This is a genomic window from Amorphoplanes friuliensis DSM 7358 (assembly GCF_000494755.1).
Taxonomy (GTDB): domain Bacteria; phylum Actinomycetota; class Actinomycetes; order Mycobacteriales; family Micromonosporaceae; genus Actinoplanes; species Actinoplanes friuliensis.
The window spans coordinates 2,535,849-2,554,915 of sequence record NC_022657.1 but is presented as its reverse complement, the minus strand read 5'-3'; the positions used below and the strand labels follow the sequence as shown (position 1 = coordinate 2,554,915).

Here is a 19,067-nt window from a genome sequence, read left to right as displayed (position 1 = left end):
GGGGCTGAACGTGCAGAACCGCCCTGGGCAGATCCGCGACGGAGCCATACCCTCATCCGAACGGAGGAGGTCCTGATGCCACTCGTGCTCGACACGTCCCTGTTGCCGGCGGCGCAGCGCGCCGAGGCAGTGCGAGAAGCCATGACCTCATCGATCGCTCCCGCCTCCGTCGCGGTCGCCCCACCGGGGCATGCCCGTATCGCCCACTGGGTTCTGGGCCCGGGCGCGGAGTTCCTTCATCACGTGTCCAGCGGCCACCGGCTCACCCGCACGTCGCGTCACCTGCAGTCCGACAATCCTGAGCGGATCTCCCTGGGCCTGCCCGTCTCCGGCGCGGTGCGCATGAGGCACCGCGACCTCCCCGGCGGCGATCGCATCGGTGAACTGCAACTGGTCGACCTCACCTCGCCGTACGACTTCCTGGTCGAGGAAACGTCGACGGTCCAGGCCCTCATCGTCGACTACAGCCACCTCGGCGTTCCGGTCGACTCCTTGCGCAACGCCATTCCCCGGCTGGCCGCCAGCCCGATGTACGAACTGGTCCGCCGCCACCTCCTGGAGCTGCCGGGTGTGCTCGACAACCTTCAGCCCGACCCGGCCCTGACGTTCCTCGGCTCCTCGACCGTCGAACTCGTCCGCGGGCTCATCGCCTCGGCCGCAGACCCGGACGCTTCCTGGCTGCGCGCTGCCAGCACCGGCACGCTGTTCACCCGGGTCACCGAGTACATCCGGCAACACCAGCGAGAGCCTGACCTCAGTGCCGCCCGTCTCGCCGCCGCCCACGACGTCTCCGTCAGAACCCTCTACGCCGCCTTCGCTGCGGAGAACGAACAACTGGGCGAGTGGGTCATCCGCGGCCGGCTCCGCGAAGCACACCGCGAGCTGGCCGAGTGCCCCACCGCAACCGTGGCGTCCATAGCCCGCTCGTGGGGTTTCGCGAACGCGCGCCACTTCGCGCGCCGGTTCCGCGACGAATACGGGATCAGCCCCGGGGAATGGCAGCACGGCGTCAGCCGGCCGGCAGTGGTGACTCCGGCAACAAACAGTGGTCGCTGAACGTCATGTTTGCGATCCTGGAACGGATGCCGCATCGCGGACATCCCGGACGAGTGGAGTCGTACCCGGCCTGACAAGACGACCGCTGTCAAAGGTGGTTCTGTCATGGCTTGGATCATGCTTGTGCTGGCCGGGGCCCTCGAGGCCGTGTGGGCGATCGCCCTGGGCCGCAGCGCCGGCTTCACCCGTCCCCTGCCTACCGTGATCTTCGTGGTCGCGCTGATCGCCAGCATGGGCGGCCTCGGGTACGCGCTGAGGAGCATTCCCGTCGGCACCGGATATGCGGTGTGGGTCGGCATCGGCGCCGCCCTGACCACCGTGGCCGGCATGACTGTGCTCGGCGAGCCGGTCAACCTGCCCCGGGTCATCTCCCTGCTGCTGGTCGTGGCGGGCGTCGTGGGACTCAAGGTGTTCCACTGACGTAGGGTGCCCCTCATGGCCGACGTCACCGCCCTGGCCGCCTCCGTCTTCGGTTTTGCGCTGCGCCCCTCACAGCGCAGCGCCGCCGAGGCGGTCACCGGCGGGCGGGACACCCTCGCCGTGTTACCCACCGGCAGCGGCAAGAGCGCCATCTACCAGGTCGCCGGGCTCGCCCGCGAGGGTGTGACCGTGGTCGTGTCGCCGCTGATCGCCCTGCAACGCGACCAGGTCCGCTCGCTGAGCGGGCTCGGCCTGCGCGCGGTGCTGCTCAACTCGAGCCTGCACGCCGCGCAGCGCGCCGAGGTCCTGGCCACGATCCGCGCCGGCGAGACCGACTTTGTCATGCTCGGACCCGAGCAGCTGGCCAACGACGAGACGCTGCGCGAGCTCACCGGCACCCCGCGCCCGATCACCCTGGTCGCCGTCGACGAGGCCCACCTGGTCAGCGAGTGGGGACACGACTTCCGCCCCGAATATCTGCGCCTGGCCGACGTCATCGACGCCTTCGGCCGGCCGCCGGTGCTCGCGCTGACCGCCACCGCCGCGCCGCCCGTGCAGGCCGATATCACCCGCCAGCTGCGGATGCGCGAGCCGCAGATCATCGTCGCCGACTTCGACCGGCCGGGCATCACCCTGGCCGTGCGCCGCACCCGCCACGGCCTGCCCGAGGATCAGGCCATCGACGACCGCACCGTCGAGGTCGTCCTGGCCCATCAGACCCCGGCCCTCGTGTACGCCCTGACTCACGCCCGCTGCGAGAGCCTGGCCGAGCGATTGCGTCTGGACTCGTACCGGGTGGCCGCTTATCACGCCGGAATGCCGGCAGCGGAACGCGGCCGCGTCCAGGACGGGTTCTTCGCCGGCACGATCGAGATCGTCGTGGCGACCAGCGCCTTCGGCATGGGCATCGACAAGCCGGACGTCCGCACGGTCGTGCACGCCGGTGTCCCCGGCAGCCTCGACGAGTACTACCAGGAGATCGGCCGTGCCGGCCGCGACGGTGAGCCGGCGAACGCGATCCTGGTCTACGACCCGCGCACGGTGCGCATCCCGCGGCTGCTGGCCGCCCGCTCGCGCATCGCGGCGGGCACGATCCACGCGGTGGTCGACGTGCTGGAGAGCCGGTCCGGCCGGGTGACCTATCAGGAGCTGGCCGAGGCGAGCTTCGTGAGCAAGCACATGGTCGAACGTGTCGTCGCCGAACTGCTCGAGCTGGACGCGCTCGAAGCCGACGGTCACGACGCCGTGCTGATCCCGAAACGCTTGCCCCGCACCACGTTCGCGTCGGTGGCCGAGGCCGGTGACCGGCACCAGGCGGTGCTGACCAGCCGCATCGACGCCGCCCGCCACTACGCGGAGACGACCCGCTGCCGCCGGGCCGAGCTCCTGGGTTATTTCGGCGAGCACTACGAAGCACCGTGCGGCACCTGCGACAATGACAACACCGCGGCAGCTGCCCCCTCCGGCATGTCGGCCCCCGAGCTGCCCGGCGGCGTCGGCGTGCACCACCGGCTGTGGGGCCCGGGGACCCTGCTGTCACGCGACGAGCACGAACTGACCGCGGTGTTCGCCTCCGTCGGCTACCGCCACCTGACGCCCGCGGTGCTGGCCAACGGCGTGCTCACGATCGACTGACCTCGGGAAGTTCGCGGCCCAGCCGGGCGATCGGGGACAGCGCCATGGACAGGGGAGACAGCAGCATGCCCGCGGCCGTCACCAGGATGGTGGTGCGCAGGCCCCACTCCCCCGCCAGGACACCGCCCAGCAGGGAGCCGAGCGGCGTCATGCCCATGCCGGCGAAGGTGATCGTCGCGGCCGCCCGGCCCTGCATCGCTTCCGGGGTCACGGCCTGACGGACGGCCATCACGGTGACGTTGACCAGCTGGCCGAAGGTGCCGAACACGAAGTTGATCGCGAGGAGCGCGGGGACCGTCATCGTGCCGTGCACGGCGGGCACCAGCAGCATCACACCGTCACCGACCAGCGCCGCGGACACGAGCACCACGCCGTACCCGAATCGGCTCGGGAGGCGCGCGGCGAGCAGCGAGCCGACCAGCGCGCCCGGCCCGACCGCGGCCAGCGCCAGACCGACGGCGACGGCGGAGAGATCCAGCTCCCGCGGCAAAAAGATCAGGTACGCGGTCATCAACGCGGCGAAGGAGAACTGGAACGCGGCCGAGGCGAAACAGACGGCTCGTAGCGAGGGTTCACTGACGACAAAGCGGAAGCCCTCGACGATCTGAGGGATGCCGGCCGAACGCCCCGAGACCGGCTCGCGGTGACGGATGCGCGCGATCGATACCAGCGACACCACGAAGAACACCACGCTCGACGCGGCGGCGATCGGTGCTGACAGCAGCGACACCAGCGCCCCGCCCAGCGCCGGGCCACCGATCTGGGCCGCGGACCGGCTGCCCTCGATGGCGCTGTTGCCCCGCAGCAGCTGATCGCGGGGCAGCAGGCGTACGAGAAAGACCTGGTAGGCCACATCGAACAGCACCGACAGGGCGCCGACCAGGAAAGCGATCACCAGCAGTGCCGGCAGGCCGAGGAAACCGAGGGCGGCGGCCACGACCACACCGGCCAGCGCCAGGGCGCGGCCGAGGTCGGCCAGCACCATCACGGTCCGGGTGCGCCAGCGGTCCACCCACGCGCCGGCCAGCAGGGACAGCAGGAAGATCGGCGCCTGCCCGACCGCCCGCAAGGCGCCGAGCTGACCGGCGTCGACGTTGAGGACCAGCACGGCGATCAGCGGAAGGATGACCAGGCCGGAATGCTCGCCGAGCTGGGAGGCCGTCTGGCCCTGCCACAGCCGGCGGAAATCGGAGTTCTGCCACAGGTTCGGCACGAGAAAGCCCCTCGGGGTTGCGCGGACACGGCCCGCCACCCGTCCCATGACAACGCAGGAACGGGTCAGGCAGGAAGAACTCGCTGTGCCACGCGATCAAGGGCAGCACGCGATTGACAGGCCGTCAGGGCCTGAACGTCAACGCGCGCTCGTGCTACCGGGCATTCCTCGCTCCTCTTCCAGGCTCACTTCGCTGCCCGACCATAGCGGCCTACGCTGGTCCGGTGCTGATCAAATTTGCCGCCGAGCTGTGGGTCTGGGATGCGCGCAAGAGCGAGACCTGGACGTTTGTCACCCTGCCCGAGGATGCCTCCGAGGAGATCCACGAGCTGAGCGAGGGCCTGCGCCGCGGCTTCGGATCACTGCGGGTGCGCGCGACGATCGGCACCAGCAAGTGGACAACGTCGATCTTCCCGGGCAACGGCGGCAAGGCGTACGCCCTGCCGGTCAAGCGCGCCATCCGCACAGCCCAGTCCCTCGACGTCGGCGACGTCGCCACGGTCACCGTCGAGCTCATCGACATCTGACCCTTCAGGGACAGCTCTGCATCCGCTTGTGCAGGCCGTCCTTGATCCGGGGCCAGTCGTCGTCGGTGATCGCGTAGATGACGGTGTCGCGCCAGGACCCGTCGGCGCGGCGACGATGCTTGCGCAGTGTCCCTTCCTGAGTCGCGCCCAGCCGCACGATGGCGGCCTGCGCGCGCACATTGAGCACATCGGTGACCATCACCACCCGGACCGCACCGAGCGTCTCGAATGCGAAGGTGAGCATCAGCAGTTTCGCCTCGGCGTTCGCGCCGGTACCCCACCACTGCCGCCCGAGCCAGGTGTAACCGATCGTCAGGGTCCGCAACACCGGATCGGGGTCCGCGAACGACGTCGTGCCGGCGAACCGGCCCGTCGCCACGTCGATCTGGGCGTACGGGAGTCGCAGTCCGCGGGCACGCGCGGCCAGGGCAGCGACGATGTGCCGGCGGGCATCCTCCTCGGTGACCGGCTGGGCCAGGGCCCCTCCGGCCGGGCTCTGCCACCGGAAGATCTCGTCGGCTTCCTCCACAGTGCCCGCTGCCGCGAGATAGTCGGCGGCGTGTTCGTATCGCAGAGGCTCGAGCCGGATCCGGCTGCCCGTCAAGGTCGGCATCGCATACCAGAGGCCATCGGTCACCGCGGCATCATCGCAGCGGCGGCACCCCGCCCGCCGCTCATTTGTCCTCCGGCCGGTAGGTTCCGTCACCATGGAGCCGTGGGGTGCTGCGCTGTACGGAGATCCGTGCGAGGCGTGCGGGTTCGACTGGTCGCTGACCCCGCAGGAGGCCCTGGGCTGGGTGTCCGGCTGGGGCCCGCGCCTTGCCGAGGTCACCGCCGGAGCCGAGGGCACCGAACGCCGTCCGCCACGGAGATGGTCGGTCACGGAGTACGTCTGCCACGTCGGTGACAACCTGCGTCAGTGGTCCGAGCGTGTGCAGAGTGCGCTGCTCGCCCAGCAGCCGGCGGTCGGCGGCTATGACCCCGATGCCCTGGCCGCCGCCCGCGGATACGCCGCGCTTCCGCTGCCCGTGGCCGCCTGGTCGAGTCGGTTGGCCGCCACGACTTGGGTCGAGGTGCTGGGCCGGGCTCTGCACGACAACGTCGAGCTCCAGCACGTGACCCGGGGTACACAGACTGCCGCTGACGTGGCTCGCAACAACTGCCACGACGCTCACCATCACCTCTGGGACATCGAGCAGATCCTGTCCCTCAGGTTATGACTGCCGCCGCTTCCAGAATCGCTTTCATCTCCTGGATTCCCCGCTCGACGCGGCCCTGCACCACAGGGGCCAGGGCGTGCGGGAGGACATCGGTCAGCCAGACCAGCCGGCTGCGGTCGCCCTCCTCGAAGACCTGGAACGACGCGTGGTGATACGTCAGAGGCAGTCGCTGTCCCTCGGTCACGGTGTACGCCATCCGGCGAATGCTGTGGTCGATCGCCAGGATGACTTCGCGGACCTGCGCGCCGTCCGGCATGGTCAGGATGCGGACGTCGCCCTCCATCCGGGCGTCGGCCACCCGCCCGGGCAGCAGCCGCTGGTGGACCGCTCCGACATCGGCAACGGCCTCCCACACCTGCTGCGCCGCAGCGTTGATGGTGGCTTCCACACAGACCGTGGCCATGGCAGGCACCTCCCATCGGCGCAGTCTACAAAGGCCACCCTGGAGTGGGTCAGGGGATGAGGACGGTCTTGCCGGTGTTCTCGCCGCGTTCCAGCAGGGTCAGCGCGTGGGCCGCCTCGGCCAGCGGGAGGCTGGTGATGCGCGGGCCGGTGACCGTGCCGTCGGCGATCCAGCCCAGCAGTCTGCCGACCGCGGTGAGGGAGGCCTGAGGCCGGTGGGTGAGCCAGTGCGTGACGTTGAAGCCGGTCACCGATTTTGCCTGGGACGGGTCGTTGACCAGCGCTGCCAGCGCGTCCACGTCGACGATTTTGCCGTAGCCGGGCAGTACGCCGTAGACGACGACGCGGCCGAACGGGGCCAGGATCGACAGCGACTCGCCCACGTGCTGGGGGCCCAGGCCTTCCAGCACCACGTCGGCGCCGGTGCCGCCGGTGAGCTCGGTGATCGCCTCGGTCCAGCCCGGCGTGCGGTAGTCCACGGCATGGTCGGCGCCGAGGTCGAGGGCGACCTGCCGTTTCTGCGGCGTACCGGCGCCGGCGATGACGGTGGCGCCGAGCGCTTTGGCGATCTGCACGGCGTAGCCGCCGAAGCCGCCGCCGGCGGCGGGGACAAAAACAGTTTCGCCCGGGGCGGTCCGGGCGGCCTCGATCAGTGCGATGGCGGCGCCCGCGCCGGCCACCGTCAGCCCGGCCGCCTGCTCGGCTGCCATGCCCGCCGGGATCGGGGCGAGACCGGCGGCCCGGGCGGTGGTCAGCTCGGCCCAGCCGCCGTTGAGGAGCTGCCCGGACGCCCCGAACACCCGGGCGCCCACCTCCAGGCTCTCGACGCCCTCGCCGAGCGCGACGACGGTGCCGGAGACCTCTGCACCGGGTACGAAGGGCAGTGGCGTCGGGACGTCGAACGGCAGGCCTTTGACCCGCATGAGGTCCATGAAGTTGACCGCGGCCGCCTCCACCCGGATAAGCACCTCGCCGGGGCCGGCCTGCGGTTCGGGCAGGTCGGTCAGCCGCAGGGCCTCGATACTGCCGGTGGTTTCTGTCTGGACTGCCTTCATGACGTGCCTCCATGCAAAGTATGTGGCTAGACAAATAGTGTCTAGCCACATACTTATGTGTCCGGCCACGTAACGCAAGGTGTCGGTGCTCACCTACGATGGGAGATCGCGCAGGACCGCCGAGGAGGACGCACGTGGCCGACGCCAGCACCGGGCCGCTGATGAACCAGCCGACCCTGGTCGACCGCGCGCCGCTGAGCTTCAGCCTGCTGTCGCTCTCGCGGACCTTCCACAGCTACGGCAGCGAGATGCTGCTCAAACTCGGCCTGTACCCGGGCCAGGAGCTCATCCTCATGCGGCTCTTCGACCGCGACGAGCAGATCCAGACCGCGCTGCAGACCTCGATCGGCCTCGACCACTCCACCGTCTCGCGCAGCATCCGCCGCATGGAGGACGCCGGCCTGGTCACCCGCCGCCCGGCCGACCACGACAAGCGGGCGATGGTGGTCTCCCTGACCGATGCTGGCCGGGCCATGCACCCCCGCCTCGTCGAACTGTGGGGCACCCTCGAAGCGACGCTGACAGACGGGCTCAGCGACGGCGAGCGCACCACCCTGCTCAAGACCATCGGCGCCCTCGACCAGTCCGTGACCAGCGCCCGCCGCCGCAGCAAAACCTGAGCACTGACTGCCGAGCTTGCGGGTCATGACGTGTTCGAGGACGTCGGGGTAGCCCGGGTGCGGCCGGCTCTCGTCGGTCATCACGAAGCCGTGCCGTGCGTACAGGCGGCCCACGCTAGGGACGCGGGACCGGCCCGGCAATCGCCTTTTCGAAGGCGAGCTGGTTGTACGGCGAGTCGCCGTAGCGGGCTATCTGCCGGTAGCCGCTGCTGCGGTAGAGCGCGATCGCCTCCGTCAGGCTCGTGTGGGTGCCCAGGCGCGCGACCGTGATGCCCTGCGCGCCGGCGTCCTGCTCCAGCGCGGTCAGCAGCCGGCGTCCCAAACCCAGCCCTCGCGCGGAGGAGGAGACCCACAGGTGGCGGATCTCGGCGGTGGCCGGTCCGAGCCGGTGCCACGCCCCGCAACCGACCGCGACCCCTTCCTCGCGGGCCACCAGGAAACCCGCGAGCTCGCCCGGCTTGGCCAGCGCAGCGTTGTTGTAGCCCTCCGGGAAGCGCACGGCCAGTTCCTCGGCGTACGCCCGCAGGCATTCACGCGCCACGTCGGTGTCGTCGGGAACCGCCTCGATGGTCACGGCGGCCAGGCGCAGCAGGCGGCGGACCTGCTGCTGCGCGGCGACCAGCTCGGCACGCTGATCGGCCGTCAAGGGCTCCAGCATTTCACTGATTCCCGCGTGGGAGCGCCGGTCCAGCTCGGCGCACTCGCGTACGCCGGAGGCGGTGAGCTCGGCGACGCGGACCCGGCGGTCATCCGGGTGAGGGTGGGTGCGCACGAGCTTCTGGTCTTCCAGGGAACGCAGCAGCCGGCTCAGATATCCGGAGTCCAGACCGAGACGGGCCCGCAAATCGCGGACGTCCGCGCGGTCGCCGATCTCGAAGAGCAGCCGGGCCTCGCTCAGCGGGCGATCCTGGCCGAGGTAGCGGTCGGTCAGGATGCCCAGGCGGCGGGTGTAGTACCGGTTGAAGTCGCGGACCAGCTCGACATCGGCGTCCATGCACCGATGCTAGCGGACAATCTCTGACTCAGGTCAGAGGTTTTTCTCGGTAGGCTGAACGTCGTGACGGACCTCGACGCGCTGCTGGCCATGCATGACGAGTGGATGCGGATTCCGCCGCAGATTCCGTTGCCGGGAGTCGGCTACGAGTGGGACGGCCGGTTGCTGCGCATCACCGGCCAGATGCGGGGCATGCTGCGCGGCCCGCGTGACATCGGCGTCGAGGGCGACGACCTCGACCGGCTGATCCAGCGGCAGGTCGACTACTTCGGTGCGCGCGGTGAGGCGTTCGAGTGGAAGGTCCGGGGTCACGACCTGCCGGCGGATCTGCCGAACCGGTTGCTCGCCGCGGGTTTTGTTCCTGAGCTGCAGTCCGCGGTCCTCATCGGATTCAGCGAGCAGATCGCCGCCGAGCCGGTCCTGCCGGACGGCGTGCAGCTGCGCCGGGTGACCGCGGAGGCCGACATGCGACGCATCGCGGAGATGCAGTCGGCGGTCTGGGGCGGTGATCTCAGCTGGATCGGTGACTACCTGTGGGGCCTGGTGGTCACCACGCCGGACGACATCGTGGTGCTGGTCGCCGAGGCCGCCGGCGAAGTCGTCTGCGCCGCCTTCATCCTGTGCGGTGGGGAAGGCAGTTACGGTGCACTGCTGGGCGGTTCGACACTGCCGGCGTGGCAGCGGCGCGGGATCTACCGGGCGCTGGTGCATGCCCGCGCGCAGATCGCCGTGGAGCGTGGCCTGGAGCTGCTGCAGGTCGACGCTTCCCCGCACAGCGCGCCGATCCTGCAGAAGATGGGCTTCCACCAGGTGTCGACCAGCGCGCTGTATGCCTGGGCGCCGCCGCAGGCTCAGGGCAGCTCGAACTCCCAGTCCTCGAACGGCGGTTCCGGCTCGTAATCGGGGTCGACAGACGACCGGATCCACTGCGCCGCGCGGCGCTGGGCGTGGTCGTGGTTGGTGACCGTGCCGAACTCGTCGACCTCGAGGACGTTGGCGAAGATGGTGAAAACCCGTTCCAGGTCCGAGCCGAACTCCAGCAGGTCCGCCCGGTAGTCGATGTCGCCCAGCAGCTCCACGTCGACCGTGCCGTTGCCGACGAAAAACGCGAACATGCGCAGCGAGCGGCGAACGTCGGAGGGCAGGTGGGTCATCAGGTCAGTTCGCCCTCGAGCAGGCCCATGGTGAGTTTGTCGTGCCAGCGGCCGTCGCGGCGGAAGACCTCGCGCAGGCGGCCCTCCTCGACGAAGCCCACCTTCTTGTAGACGTGTTGGGCCGCGTCGTTGCCGGCCACGACGGTCAGGGTGACCTTGTGCAGGCGCATCTTGTCGAAGCCGTAGCGGCAGGCGGTGCGGACGGCGTCGGTGGCGTAACCCCGGCCCCAGGAGTCCTTCTCGCCGAGGTAGATGTCGAGTTCGGCGTTGCCGGTCTCGGGTTCGGCGCCGTGCAGGCGGATCAGGCCGATGAGCCGGGCGTCCGCGGTGGTCTCGATGCCGAAGAGCACATCGGTGTACTCGTTGCGCTCACGTTCCTGCAGGAACTGCCGCACCTGGGCCAGCGACTGCGCGTAACCGTCGTCCATCCAGCGCATGACCTCGGGGTCGTGGTTCCACCGCCAGAGCGCGTCGGCGTCGGACGGTTCCATGGCCCGCAGGGTCACGAGGTCTCCCAGGACGAACACGAACAAACCTCCGGTGATCAAGGTGGGCGGACCCGCCCAGTCCTAGCACGGGCCCGCCGCCTCGTTCAACGTGAATAGCCGGCCACGTAGATGTCGCCGTCGGCCACGGCGACCTCGCGGGCGCTGCTCGCCCCGGTGGCCAGCAGGCGCGCCGGGTCCCGGTAGTCGCCGATCACCTCGATGCGCTGGACCGCCTTGGGCGTCGCGATCACCGACTCGTCATGCCAGGTCATCCCGGCGGTCAGGCGGTGGGTCGAGATGCCCGGCGCGCCGTTGGCGGGCGTGCCGTAGACCGTCCAGCTCGCCGGTCCCGACGCCTCCATGTCGCGCACGCGGACCCCGGTGGTCACCTCACGGTTCTGCCAGCCCCGCAACCGGGACCACACTCCCGTGTACGTGTGCAGCACCCCTGCCGCGTCCAGTTGCATCCACACCACGAACGGCGCGACACCCAGGGTCGTACCGACGAGGTTGATGTAGTCGGGCGAGCGCGGGTTCACCGTCTGCAGCGGCGTCTCGGCCACCTTGAGGTGTGTTTCCTGGTCGGCGTCGTCGATCGTGGTGCCCAGCGAGCGGCCCGACGCCGAGCGGAACGTCAGCGTGCCCGGGTCGAACGCCGTGTAGTAGATGTTGCGGTGGTACCGGTCGTGCAGGTGACCCTCGGGTCCCCCACCGGCCAGCGTGTAGACGATGCCGACCCGTTCGCGGTGCAGCAGCGTGGCCGGCTCGTAGCGCAGCTGACCGATGTAGATCTCGTTCATGTTGTCGGGGCGGTTCAGCGGCGCGATCGCCCAGCGGTCCCCGGTCAGCGTGGTCGAGCTCTGCCAGGTGGCGCCGTTGTCGGTCGAGCGCACGTACTTCATCGGCCGGGTGTCGGTCGGGAACGCCGGATCGAAGTCGCCGGCGGTCTCGCGGAAGAACACGAAGATCGTGCCGTCGGCCGTGCGGAACGGCATCGGGTACGTCGCGCCGAGGCCTTCGGCGATGTTGACGTCCGTCCAGGTGCCCTCGATCGAGTGCGGTTGCGGCGAGCGGGCCACCCACAGCTCGCGGTTGTGCAGTCCGCGGAAGACGAGCAGGTGCCCGTCGTCGGCCTGGATCATCGTCGGGTAGTTGTGCGAGTCGTTGTCGCCGCTGGCCACGCGTACCGGAGTGCTCCAGGTCTTGGCACGGTGGTCGTAGGCCTGGACGTAGTTGTCCTCGAACTGACCCGCCCACGAGATGAACGTCTGGCGGGCCACCGTGTCGTGGACGCCGCCGGCCACGGGCCGCCGGTCGCTGCGGGCGGCGACCGCCGTCGCGGCTGTCATCACCTGGGCCTCCGCCTTCCCGATCGCCTGCGCCGGCGTCGCGGTCACCGCCATCAGAACCACCACCGACAAGATCATCACGGTACGCACGCAGCCGCCCCTCATCGGTCGAGGGTGACGACGGCGGCGCTACCCGCGGCGAGGTCCAGCGTGACGGTGCCGCTGCTGACGCGTACCGGATCGGGCCGTCCCGGATGCAGGCGCCCGGACCGGTCGACGGTCGCACCCTGCACGAAGGTCGGCTCGGCACCCAGGCTCTCGCCGGTCAACCGCAGCACCTTCGCGCGCCGGTCGTGCCCGCCGACGGCCACGTTCACCCGCACGGGCGCCGCGGACGTGTCGTCCTTCTGCAGCACGGCGATGCGCAGCTTGCAGTCGTCACCCCTGACCGCGTACGCGGTGATGTTGCGATCGGTGGTGACCGTGACGGGCAGGAACCGGCCGGGACCGACCTGCCGGGCCAGCCAGAGTCCGTAGTAGATCGGCATGGCGCGGTAGATCTGCGCCGCCTCGTCAGCCTTGTCCGCCGCGCAGAACGGCGTGTACCGCTGCCACTTGCCGTTCCAGATCGGCTCGTTGCAGACGCCGAGACCACCGTGGATGTTGACCCCGGCCAGCCCGGCCTGCGCCATCGACAGGCTGTAGTCGAGCCCCCAGAGCGCGGAGGCGTACTTGTTGCTGACGCCGTCGACGCCACCGCTGTAGGCCGAGTTGGCCTCGTCGATGCGCATCGGCAGGCCGGCGGCGTTGGCGGCGTCGAGGTTCTTGGCCACCGAGTTGAGCTGCCGGGTGACCGTCTGCGGCGCCATCAGGCCGGCGATCGTGGCGTCCGGACCGGCGCTGTACTGGTGCACGGTCAGCATCGCCATCCGGTCGTGCTCGTCGCGGGCCAGCGAGGCCGCCCAGTCCGACGAGGTGCCGGCCGTGTCGGGCCCGGCGATCCGGTCGTGGCCGACCGCGTCGGCGCAGGCCAGCCAGTCGCGGTGGTAGTCGGCGTAGGCGTACCCGGCGGGCCGCAGGGCCTTGCCCGCCCACTGGTCCGGCTCGTTGCCACACTCGATCGCGACCAGGCGCCGGCCGAGGATCTCGGTCATCTCCCGGGCCTGGTCGGCGCCGAGCGCGGGATCCCAGCGGCCCAGGTTGATGCCGACCTCGCTCTTCCAGCCGGTCTTCCTGAGCAGTCCGTCGAGCCGGCGGATGTCGGCCGGGGTGACGACGTCCTGAACCCACTCGGGCAGCGGGTCCGGTGGTTGCTGACCCTCGGGCACCCAGAGGGTGTCGCGGTCGAGGGTGTTGCCGGCGATGCGCAGGTTGCTCGGGCCCAGCGTGCGCATCAGCGCCGCCGTGTTGCCCTTCGCGGGGTCGAGGTTGCCGATGCCCAGCTCGCGCATCTCGAAGGACAGGCCGACGAAGTCGGCGGGCAGACGACCGCCGGACTGGGCGGCGTCGATCGTGATGGTGACCGGATCGGGGGTTACAGCGGTGGGCGTGGGTGACAGGGCCAGGGCGGCGGTCGCCAGCCAGGCCACGGAGGTGAGAGGCACGGTGATACTCCTCGGGCAATCGTCGTGGCTCGATGCCTATGGCGGCGGAGCATAACACCGTGTTCACGTATAGGAAACGCGTCCATATATGTGGACGGGTTCAAGGCGAGGATTATGGGGTAGGAGGACACGATGAAGCGGCTCACGACGGTCTCCGCAGCGCTGGCACTGATGGTGCTGGTGCCGTTCGCGCTGCTCGCTGTGCTGGTGACCGGTGACTGGTCACCGCTGCACACCCTCGACGCCACGGTGACCAGCAACCTGCACGACTGGGCGCTGACCCACCCGCACCTGACCGAGGCGAACCTGTGGTGGTCGGCGATCTTCTCGCCGAACCCGCTGCGGGTGGCGGCGCTGATCCTGGCCGTCTGGCTCTACCGCCGGCACGCCCGCCGGCTCGCCCTGTGGGTGGTCACCACGATGACCGTCGGCGGGCTGCTCGGCATCCTGCTCAAGCTGCTCATCGGCCGCCACCGCCCGGACCTGCTCGACCCGGTGGCCCGCGCGGCCGGCTTCTCGTTCCCCTCCGGACACGCCCTGAACGCCGCCCTGACCGCGGGCGTCTTCGTGCTGGTCCTGCTGCCGCTGGCCCGCGACGGAAAACGGCTGCTGCTGTGGACCGCCGCCGCCGTGGTGACCGTGGTGACCGGCCTGACCCGCATCGTCATCGGCGTCCACTGGACCAGCGACGTCGTGGCCGGGTGGCTGCTCGGCATCGCCGTCGTGGCGATCACCGCGGCCGCCTTCCCGCGCCTGCGCCCGGAGCCGATCGTCGAGGAAGGCCTCGAACCGGACCTGGCCGAACCCCGGGCGCGCTGAGTCAGCCGACCCGGCGCCAGGTGGCACACCGGCTGGTCTTGAACACCGCGTCCGTGGCGCTGATCTCGGCGATCAGCTGACCGGTGGAGATCTCGTTGGCGATGATGCCGGCCGAGGTGCCGTCGGCCGACCGGGCCCGCTCCCAGTAACACGACTGGGTGTTACCGCTGGAGCGGTACGTGCCGGGCAGGAAATCCGAGCCGACCAGGTACGCCCCGTTGCCGGGAATCGTGGTCTTGCGCGACTTGGTCTTCAGCGCCGGGGTGAGCACCCGGACCCAGGTGCGGCACCGGCTGGTCTTGAACACCTTGTCGGTGGCCCGCACCGTCACCAGCCGCTGACCGTCGCCGATGTCGTTGGCGATGATGCTGCTCAACGACCCACCGGCGTTCTTCGCCCGCTGCCAGTAACAGGAGGTGTTGCCGGTCGACCGGTAGATCCCGGCGTTGAAGTCCCGGCCCACCAGATAGGTCCCGGACCCCGCAATCGTGTTCCTGGGCGCGGCGGAAGCCGGGTCGCCGTCGACCGCATTGGCCACCAGCACAGCAAGAACGATGAGGGTCGCGGCCAGCGGCCGCACGGAGATTTTCACGATGATCCGTCCTGTGACGGCGAAGACTCGCCCTTCGCCTCGTGAGTCAACGACCGGCACGGCCCGCGGTTACCTGCACCCCGGGACGGCCGTGGTCGCCTAGACTCCCCGGCCATGGGAGCGCTCATCTTCAGCATCAACGTCACCCTGGACGGTTGTGTCGACCACCAGGAGGGGATCGCCGACGACGAGACGCACCCCTACTTCACCCGTCTCATGGACGAGAGCGGCGCCATGCTGTGGGGTCGGATCACCTACGAGATGATGGAGGGCTACTGGCCTGCCGTCGCCCGCGGCGACGTGGAGGCACCGCCGACACTCCACGAGTGGGCGGTCAAGCTGGACGCCAAACCCAAGTACGTGGTGTCGTCGACGCGCAAGGACTTCTCCTGGCCCAACAGCCACCACATCTCCGGTGATCTGCGGGAGAGCGTGCAGAAGCTCAAAGACGAGACCCCGGCCGGGGTCTTGCTGGGAAGCGGCAAGCTCGCGGCCGAGCTCGACCGCCTCGACCTCATCGACGAGTACAAGCTCCTCGTCCAGCCCCGGATCGTCGGCCACGGCCCGACGCTGTACGAGAGCGGGCTGCCCGCCACCCGCAAACTCGAGTTGCTCTCGTCCGAGCCGATGCGCAACGGTGCGGTCGCCATGCACTACCGCCGCGCGCACTGAATCCCCGCCGGCGTGCCAGAGTTGGCGTCGTGACAGCTGCTGCGAGTCCGGGCCGGGATGTCGTCCTCGAGACGGATCGCCTGCTGCTCAGACCGTGGCGGGTGGCCGAGGCCGTCGTTCAGCGTGAGCTGTGGACCGAACGTGACCCACGAGTGCCGCCGCACCGCCGGATCGACGCGGAGGGACACCCCACGGTCGCGGAGCTCGAGGACTACATCCGCGCCAACCCACCATCTTCGTCACTCGGTTTGCTGGCCGCCGAGCGCAAGGCCGATGGTGAGGTCATCGGCTACTGCGGGCTGATCGACGGACGAGGATCGCACGGCGAACCGGAGCTGGCGTTCGAACTGCTCCAACGAGTCTGGCGTCAGGGATACGCGACCGAGGCCTCGTCGGCGGTCCTGGACTGGGCGAGATCGTCCGGATACGAACGTCTGTGGTCCACGGTCTGGGACTGGAACACCGCATCACTCCGCGTGCTCGCCAAGATCGGATTCACCGAGACCGAGCGCCAGGAGAAGGACCCGGTCCGCGGGACCACTCTCTTCCTCACCAAACGGTTCTGACACTCCGACACGGGTGACGACGCTCGTCAATATCATTGGTGTCATGGCCATCGCCCGCTCGCCCCTTGTCGCCATCGACTGTCCCGATCCCGGTGCCCTGGCCCGGTTCTACGGCGCATTGCTGGATTGGGAGGTCGACGTCTCGGCCGAGCGGGCCTCGGTGTGCGACGGGGACGGCCGGTGCATCTCCTTCCACCGGGTGGCCGACTACGCGCCGCCGACGTGGCCGAGCCAGGAGCGGCCTCAGCAGATGCACCTCGACATGCTCGTCGACGATCTCGACGCGGCCGAGGCGGCCGCGGTCGACCTCGGTGCGACCCGGCATCCGGATCAGCCTGACACCTCTTTCCGGATCTTCCTGGACCCTGCCGGCCACCCCTTCTGCCTTTGCCTGAACTGATCCGGACGGGCCTCGGGCGTTCCCCCGGAAGCGCTATACTGACGCCGGCTTGATGCGGCCGGCCGCTTGCGCCCGCTGGGTTTGGTGAACGCATCGCACGATCACCGACTGTCGCACCGGAGACTCTCGACGGCGACCCAGTCAGTAACGCAAGCGCTGATCCATGGTCCGCCGGTATGGAGATTCTCATGGTCCGGTCCGTACCCGATCCGAAGAACATGGCCAAGGCCCTGCGCGGTGAGCTGCGCAGCCGGTTCGAGGTCGATGCCACGCACAGCGATTGCCTGGAGATCGTCGCCCGGCAGCACGGCGTCGACAACTGGAACATCCTGGCTTCTCACCAGTCGGCCGAACCCGCGCTTCCGTGGGGTGCCCGCATCGGCACGATTCCGGTGCTACGGATCTTCGCGGTTGATCCGGCACTGCAGTTCTACGTCGATTTCCTCGGTTTCACGCTCGACTTCGGCGGCCCCAGCGGCGGCCCCGGTACCGCGTACTACGGCCAGATCTCGTACGCGGCGACGACCTTCCACCTCGCCGAAGCGGCGTACAGCGCCTCGCAGGGCGCCACCGTCTTCATCTGGATGGACGGCATCGACCAGTTGCGCGAGCGGTTGAACCATCGGCGTACCGAGGTGCCGGTGTGGGGGCCGGCCGTATGGACGCCGGAGGTCGAGAAGGCGCAGTGGGACGGCCGTGTGCTCACCATCGCCGATCCGTTCGGCAACCATCTGCGGTTCAGCGAGCCGGACGACCCGAAGCAGCGTGCCGGCCTCCCGCGCTGGGCCTGAGCGCGGCGCGCGGCCGAAACCAGCTCGCAGGAATCACCGGGGCGGGAACAATGGCTTCATGGAAGAGGCCATCCCCGAGGCTCTGCGCCGGGAATTGATGAGCGAGCGGGAAACGGCTGCAACCCCTGCCCGGTTGCAGGATGCCAGGGTGGCGCTGGGGGAAGACAGCAAAGCCGGCGACCGGGCACGGTTGGCGGCGACCGTGCGCGCGCTGCTGTGGCACCGGCGGCCCGAGTCCACCATCTGCCCGAGTGATGCGGCCCGGGTGGTCGGGGGTGAGTCGTGGCGTGAGCTGATGGACGTGGCGCGGGAGGTGGCCGCCGGGCTGGCGCGTGACGGGACCATCGTTGTACGGCAGCGCGGTGAGGATGTCGACATCACCACCGCGGCCGGGCCCGTGCGGCTGGCTCGCGGTCCGAAGTGGGACCCGGCCGGGAGAATCGACCCGCTCGCGTGATCGACTCCGGCGCGCCGGTGCTCCAGGATGACCGGCATGGTGCTGGCGGCGTTCCTCGTGCTCCTGGGTGGGTTTGTGCTCTATCGCGGTGTGCGTGAGCTGCGGCACCTGCGCAAGCTGCGCCGCGAGGGGCACCAGGTCGTCGGGACGGTGACCCACCATGAACGCCGCTCCCCCGGAACCCGTTCGGTGGTTGTGTCCTACACCGACGATCGGGGTGCCACGCACCAGCTGACCAGTTCGTTCGCCTCATCACGCCCGGCGATCGAGGTCGGCGAGACGGTGGCCGTGCGGTACCTGCCGGGCGATCCGGCCGGCGCTTCCCTCGACGAGGGCCGGGAGAACGTCCGCAGCGCCGTGCTGTACCTCGTCATCGGTCTGGGCTTCCCCGCCGCCGGCGTCTCCCTGGCTCTGAAAGGCGACTGATCAGCGATGGGATACGAGGTGAATGTCACCCGGGCGCTGGTGGCAGGCGAGGGTGGGTGGTACCCGATTCTGCGCTCCGAGGTGGACGAGCTGGTGAACGGTGAGGCCGACCTGGTCATCGATCACCGATCCATCGGCTGGGGTTCGGAGAATCTCTGGTTCCGCGATGGCGCGCTGTCGGCCAATCGTCCGAGCGACGGCCTGCTGCGCCGGATGATCGAGCTGGCCGCACGACTCGATGCGTGGGTGATCGGCGATGACGGCGAGCTCTACGAGTGGGACGGCGAGCAGATCGTCAGCCGCCCGCAGGCGCCGGCCTGGAACAGCCGCTACCTCACCCGGGGAACCTCGGCCGCGGGCCTGAACTACAAGGCGCCGATTCACCCGGACGAGTGGGCGGCGCTGGCGGCCGGGCAGAGCGACTTCGCGATGATGACCACCATCGTGGCCATGCTGCCCTCCGGTGTGCGGCGGATCGCCTGCCCGCCGATTCCCTGCTGGACGGGTCACCCGTCCGGGGAGCCGATACCGTTCTTCTTCGACGAGGACCTGATCGAGGTCAGGCGCGCCGATGCGCCCACGGTGGACCGGATGGCTGCACTGGCAACGGTTCTGGGCGCCAGGGTCGTCGACGACGATGACCAGCCGGCCTGAGTGACAAAGATGA

The 19,067-nt window shown here is 69.6% G+C and carries 25 protein-coding genes and 1 riboswitch; of the genes, 15 read left to right on the top strand and 10 right to left on the bottom strand.

The window, feature by feature from the left end:
* Positions 1–75 precede the first annotated feature (75 nt).
* The 3 genes from AFR_RS11955 to AFR_RS11945 all read left to right on the top strand — a co-directional run bounded on the left by AFR_RS11955 (position 76) and on the right by AFR_RS11945 (position 3,111).
* A complete protein-coding gene (locus AFR_RS11955) occupies positions 76–1,056 on the top strand; it encodes an AraC family transcriptional regulator (RefSeq protein WP_023360716.1) in 981 nt (326 codons plus the stop codon).
* 22 nt (positions 1,057–1,078) lie between these two features.
* Positions 1,079–1,143: riboswitch (guanidine-III (ykkC-III) riboswitch) on the top strand.
* An 18-nt stretch (positions 1,144–1,161) separates the two neighbouring features.
* On the top strand, positions 1,162–1,476 hold the full coding sequence (locus tag AFR_RS11950; RefSeq protein ID WP_023360714.1) for a DMT family transporter: 315 nt from the start codon (positions 1,162–1,164) through the stop codon (positions 1,474–1,476).
* A 15-nt stretch (positions 1,477–1,491) separates the two neighbouring features.
* Positions 1,492–3,111, top strand: coding sequence for a RecQ family ATP-dependent DNA helicase (locus AFR_RS11945; RefSeq protein WP_023360712.1), 1,620 nt, complete (start codon positions 1,492–1,494; stop codon positions 3,109–3,111).
* Here AFR_RS11945 and AFR_RS11940 read toward each other — a convergent pair.
* Entirely contained in the window at positions 3,098–4,324 is a 1,227-nt protein-coding gene (locus tag AFR_RS11940; protein ID WP_023360710.1) for an MFS transporter, read from the bottom strand. The genes AFR_RS11945 and AFR_RS11940 overlap by 14 nt on opposite strands.
* A gap of 224 nt (positions 4,325–4,548) precedes the next feature.
* On the opposite strand from AFR_RS11940, the gene AFR_RS11935 reads away from it, so the two are divergent.
* The gene (locus AFR_RS11935) at positions 4,549–4,851 is read left to right on the top strand and encodes a DUF1905 domain-containing protein (protein ID WP_023360708.1); all 303 of its coding nucleotides are present in this window, start codon (positions 4,549–4,551) and stop codon (positions 4,849–4,851) included.
* Between the two features lie 4 nt (positions 4,852–4,855).
* On the opposite strand, the gene AFR_RS11930 is transcribed toward AFR_RS11935, so the two are convergent.
* A complete protein-coding gene (locus AFR_RS11930) occupies positions 4,856–5,488 on the bottom strand; it encodes a GNAT family N-acetyltransferase (protein WP_023360706.1) in 633 nt (210 codons plus the stop codon).
* A 70-nt stretch (positions 5,489–5,558) separates the two neighbouring features.
* On the opposite strand from AFR_RS11930, the gene AFR_RS11925 reads away from it, so the two are divergent.
* Positions 5,559–6,071, top strand: coding sequence for a hypothetical protein (locus AFR_RS11925; RefSeq protein WP_023360704.1), 513 nt, complete (start codon positions 5,559–5,561; stop codon positions 6,069–6,071).
* Here the strand turns inward: AFR_RS11925 and AFR_RS11920 are convergent.
* Together AFR_RS11920 and AFR_RS11915 are read right to left on the bottom strand one after the other, a co-directional pair.
* Positions 6,061–6,474: an SRPBCC family protein gene (locus AFR_RS11920; RefSeq protein ID WP_023360702.1), complete on the bottom strand. Its 414-nt coding sequence runs from the start codon at positions 6,472–6,474 to the stop codon at positions 6,061–6,063. The genes AFR_RS11925 and AFR_RS11920 overlap by 11 nt on opposite strands.
* Before the next feature lie 49 nt (positions 6,475–6,523).
* Positions 6,524–7,528, bottom strand: coding sequence for a quinone oxidoreductase family protein (locus AFR_RS11915; protein WP_023360700.1), 1,005 nt, complete (start codon positions 7,526–7,528; stop codon positions 6,524–6,526).
* A 134-nt stretch (positions 7,529–7,662) separates the two neighbouring features.
* Here AFR_RS11915 and AFR_RS11910 point away from each other — a divergent pair, with 134 nt between their 5' ends.
* Entirely contained in the window at positions 7,663–8,148 is a 486-nt protein-coding gene (locus AFR_RS11910; RefSeq protein ID WP_023360698.1) for a MarR family winged helix-turn-helix transcriptional regulator, read from the top strand.
* 115 nt (positions 8,149–8,263) lie between these two features.
* Here AFR_RS11910 and AFR_RS11905 read toward each other — a convergent pair whose 3' ends face one another.
* Complete coding sequence (locus AFR_RS11905; RefSeq protein ID WP_023360696.1) at positions 8,264–9,142, bottom strand: bifunctional helix-turn-helix transcriptional regulator/GNAT family N-acetyltransferase; 879 nt, start codon at positions 9,140–9,142, stop codon at positions 8,264–8,266.
* Positions 9,143–9,205: 63 nt separating this feature from the next.
* Between AFR_RS11905 and AFR_RS11900 the strand changes: the two genes are divergently transcribed.
* Positions 9,206–10,042, top strand: coding sequence for a GNAT family N-acetyltransferase (locus tag AFR_RS11900; protein ID WP_023360694.1), 837 nt, complete (start codon positions 9,206–9,208; stop codon positions 10,040–10,042).
* Here AFR_RS11900 and AFR_RS11895 read toward each other — a convergent pair.
* From AFR_RS11895 to AFR_RS11880, 4 genes are all read right to left on the bottom strand, one after another.
* Positions 9,994–10,296 (bottom strand): DUF7677 family protein, encoded by a 303-nt coding sequence (locus AFR_RS11895; RefSeq protein ID WP_023360692.1) that lies wholly within the window; start codon positions 10,294–10,296, stop codon positions 9,994–9,996. The genes AFR_RS11900 and AFR_RS11895 overlap by 49 nt on opposite strands.
* Positions 10,296–10,823 carry a GNAT family N-acetyltransferase gene (locus tag AFR_RS11890; protein WP_041842054.1) on the bottom strand — a complete coding sequence of 176 codons (528 nt, stop codon included), beginning with the start codon at positions 10,821–10,823 and terminating at the stop codon, positions 10,296–10,298. Before AFR_RS11890 ends, AFR_RS11895 begins: the two co-directional genes overlap by 1 nt.
* A 65-nt stretch (positions 10,824–10,888) precedes the next feature.
* Positions 10,889–12,199 (bottom strand): BNR-4 repeat-containing protein, encoded by a 1,311-nt coding sequence (locus AFR_RS11885; protein WP_238547353.1) that lies wholly within the window; start codon positions 12,197–12,199, stop codon positions 10,889–10,891.
* A 35-nt stretch (positions 12,200–12,234) separates the two neighbouring features.
* Positions 12,235–13,677: a glycosyl hydrolase family 79 C-terminal domain-containing protein gene (locus AFR_RS11880; RefSeq protein WP_023360686.1), complete on the bottom strand. Its 1,443-nt coding sequence runs from the start codon at positions 13,675–13,677 to the stop codon at positions 12,235–12,237.
* Positions 13,678–13,809: 132 nt separating this feature from the next.
* Between AFR_RS11880 and AFR_RS11875 the strand changes: the two genes are divergently transcribed.
* Positions 13,810–14,496, top strand: coding sequence for a phosphatase PAP2 family protein (locus AFR_RS11875; RefSeq protein ID WP_023360684.1), 687 nt, complete (start codon positions 13,810–13,812; stop codon positions 14,494–14,496).
* A 1-nt stretch (position 14,497) separates the two neighbouring features.
* On the opposite strand, the gene AFR_RS11870 is transcribed toward AFR_RS11875, so the two are convergent.
* The gene (locus AFR_RS11870) at positions 14,498–15,088 is read right to left on the bottom strand and encodes an Rv1352/Rv1906c domain-containing protein (protein ID WP_023360682.1); all 591 of its coding nucleotides are present in this window, start codon (positions 15,086–15,088) and stop codon (positions 14,498–14,500) included.
* Positions 15,089–15,202: 114 nt separating this feature from the next.
* Here AFR_RS11870 and AFR_RS11865 point away from each other — a divergent pair, with 114 nt between their 5' ends.
* From AFR_RS11865 to AFR_RS11835, 7 genes are all read left to right on the top strand, one after another.
* Entirely contained in the window at positions 15,203–15,760 is a 558-nt protein-coding gene (locus tag AFR_RS11865; RefSeq protein ID WP_023360681.1) for a dihydrofolate reductase family protein, read from the top strand.
* A gap of 29 nt (positions 15,761–15,789) precedes the next feature.
* A complete protein-coding gene (locus tag AFR_RS11860; RefSeq protein ID WP_023360680.1) occupies positions 15,790–16,326 on the top strand; it encodes a GNAT family N-acetyltransferase in 537 nt (178 codons plus the stop codon).
* 43 nt (positions 16,327–16,369) lie between these two features.
* Positions 16,370–16,726, top strand: coding sequence for a VOC family protein (locus AFR_RS11855; protein ID WP_041842052.1), 357 nt, complete (start codon positions 16,370–16,372; stop codon positions 16,724–16,726).
* A 176-nt stretch (positions 16,727–16,902) separates the two neighbouring features.
* Positions 16,903–17,517: a glyoxalase superfamily protein gene (locus tag AFR_RS11850; protein ID WP_052359368.1), complete on the top strand. Its 615-nt coding sequence runs from the start codon at positions 16,903–16,905 to the stop codon at positions 17,515–17,517.
* A gap of 58 nt (positions 17,518–17,575) precedes the next feature.
* Positions 17,576–17,974, top strand: a complete 399-nt coding sequence (locus AFR_RS11845; RefSeq protein WP_023360674.1) for a DUF3253 domain-containing protein — start codon at positions 17,576–17,578, stop codon at positions 17,972–17,974.
* Positions 17,975–18,001: 27 nt separating this feature from the next.
* On the top strand, positions 18,002–18,400 hold the full coding sequence (locus AFR_RS11840) for a DUF3592 domain-containing protein (RefSeq protein ID WP_041840802.1): 399 nt from the start codon (positions 18,002–18,004) through the stop codon (positions 18,398–18,400).
* Positions 18,401–18,406: 6 nt separating this feature from the next.
* Positions 18,407–19,054: a hypothetical protein gene (locus AFR_RS11835; RefSeq protein WP_023360671.1), complete on the top strand. Its 648-nt coding sequence runs from the start codon at positions 18,407–18,409 to the stop codon at positions 19,052–19,054.
* Positions 19,055–19,067: the final 13 nt, after the last annotated feature.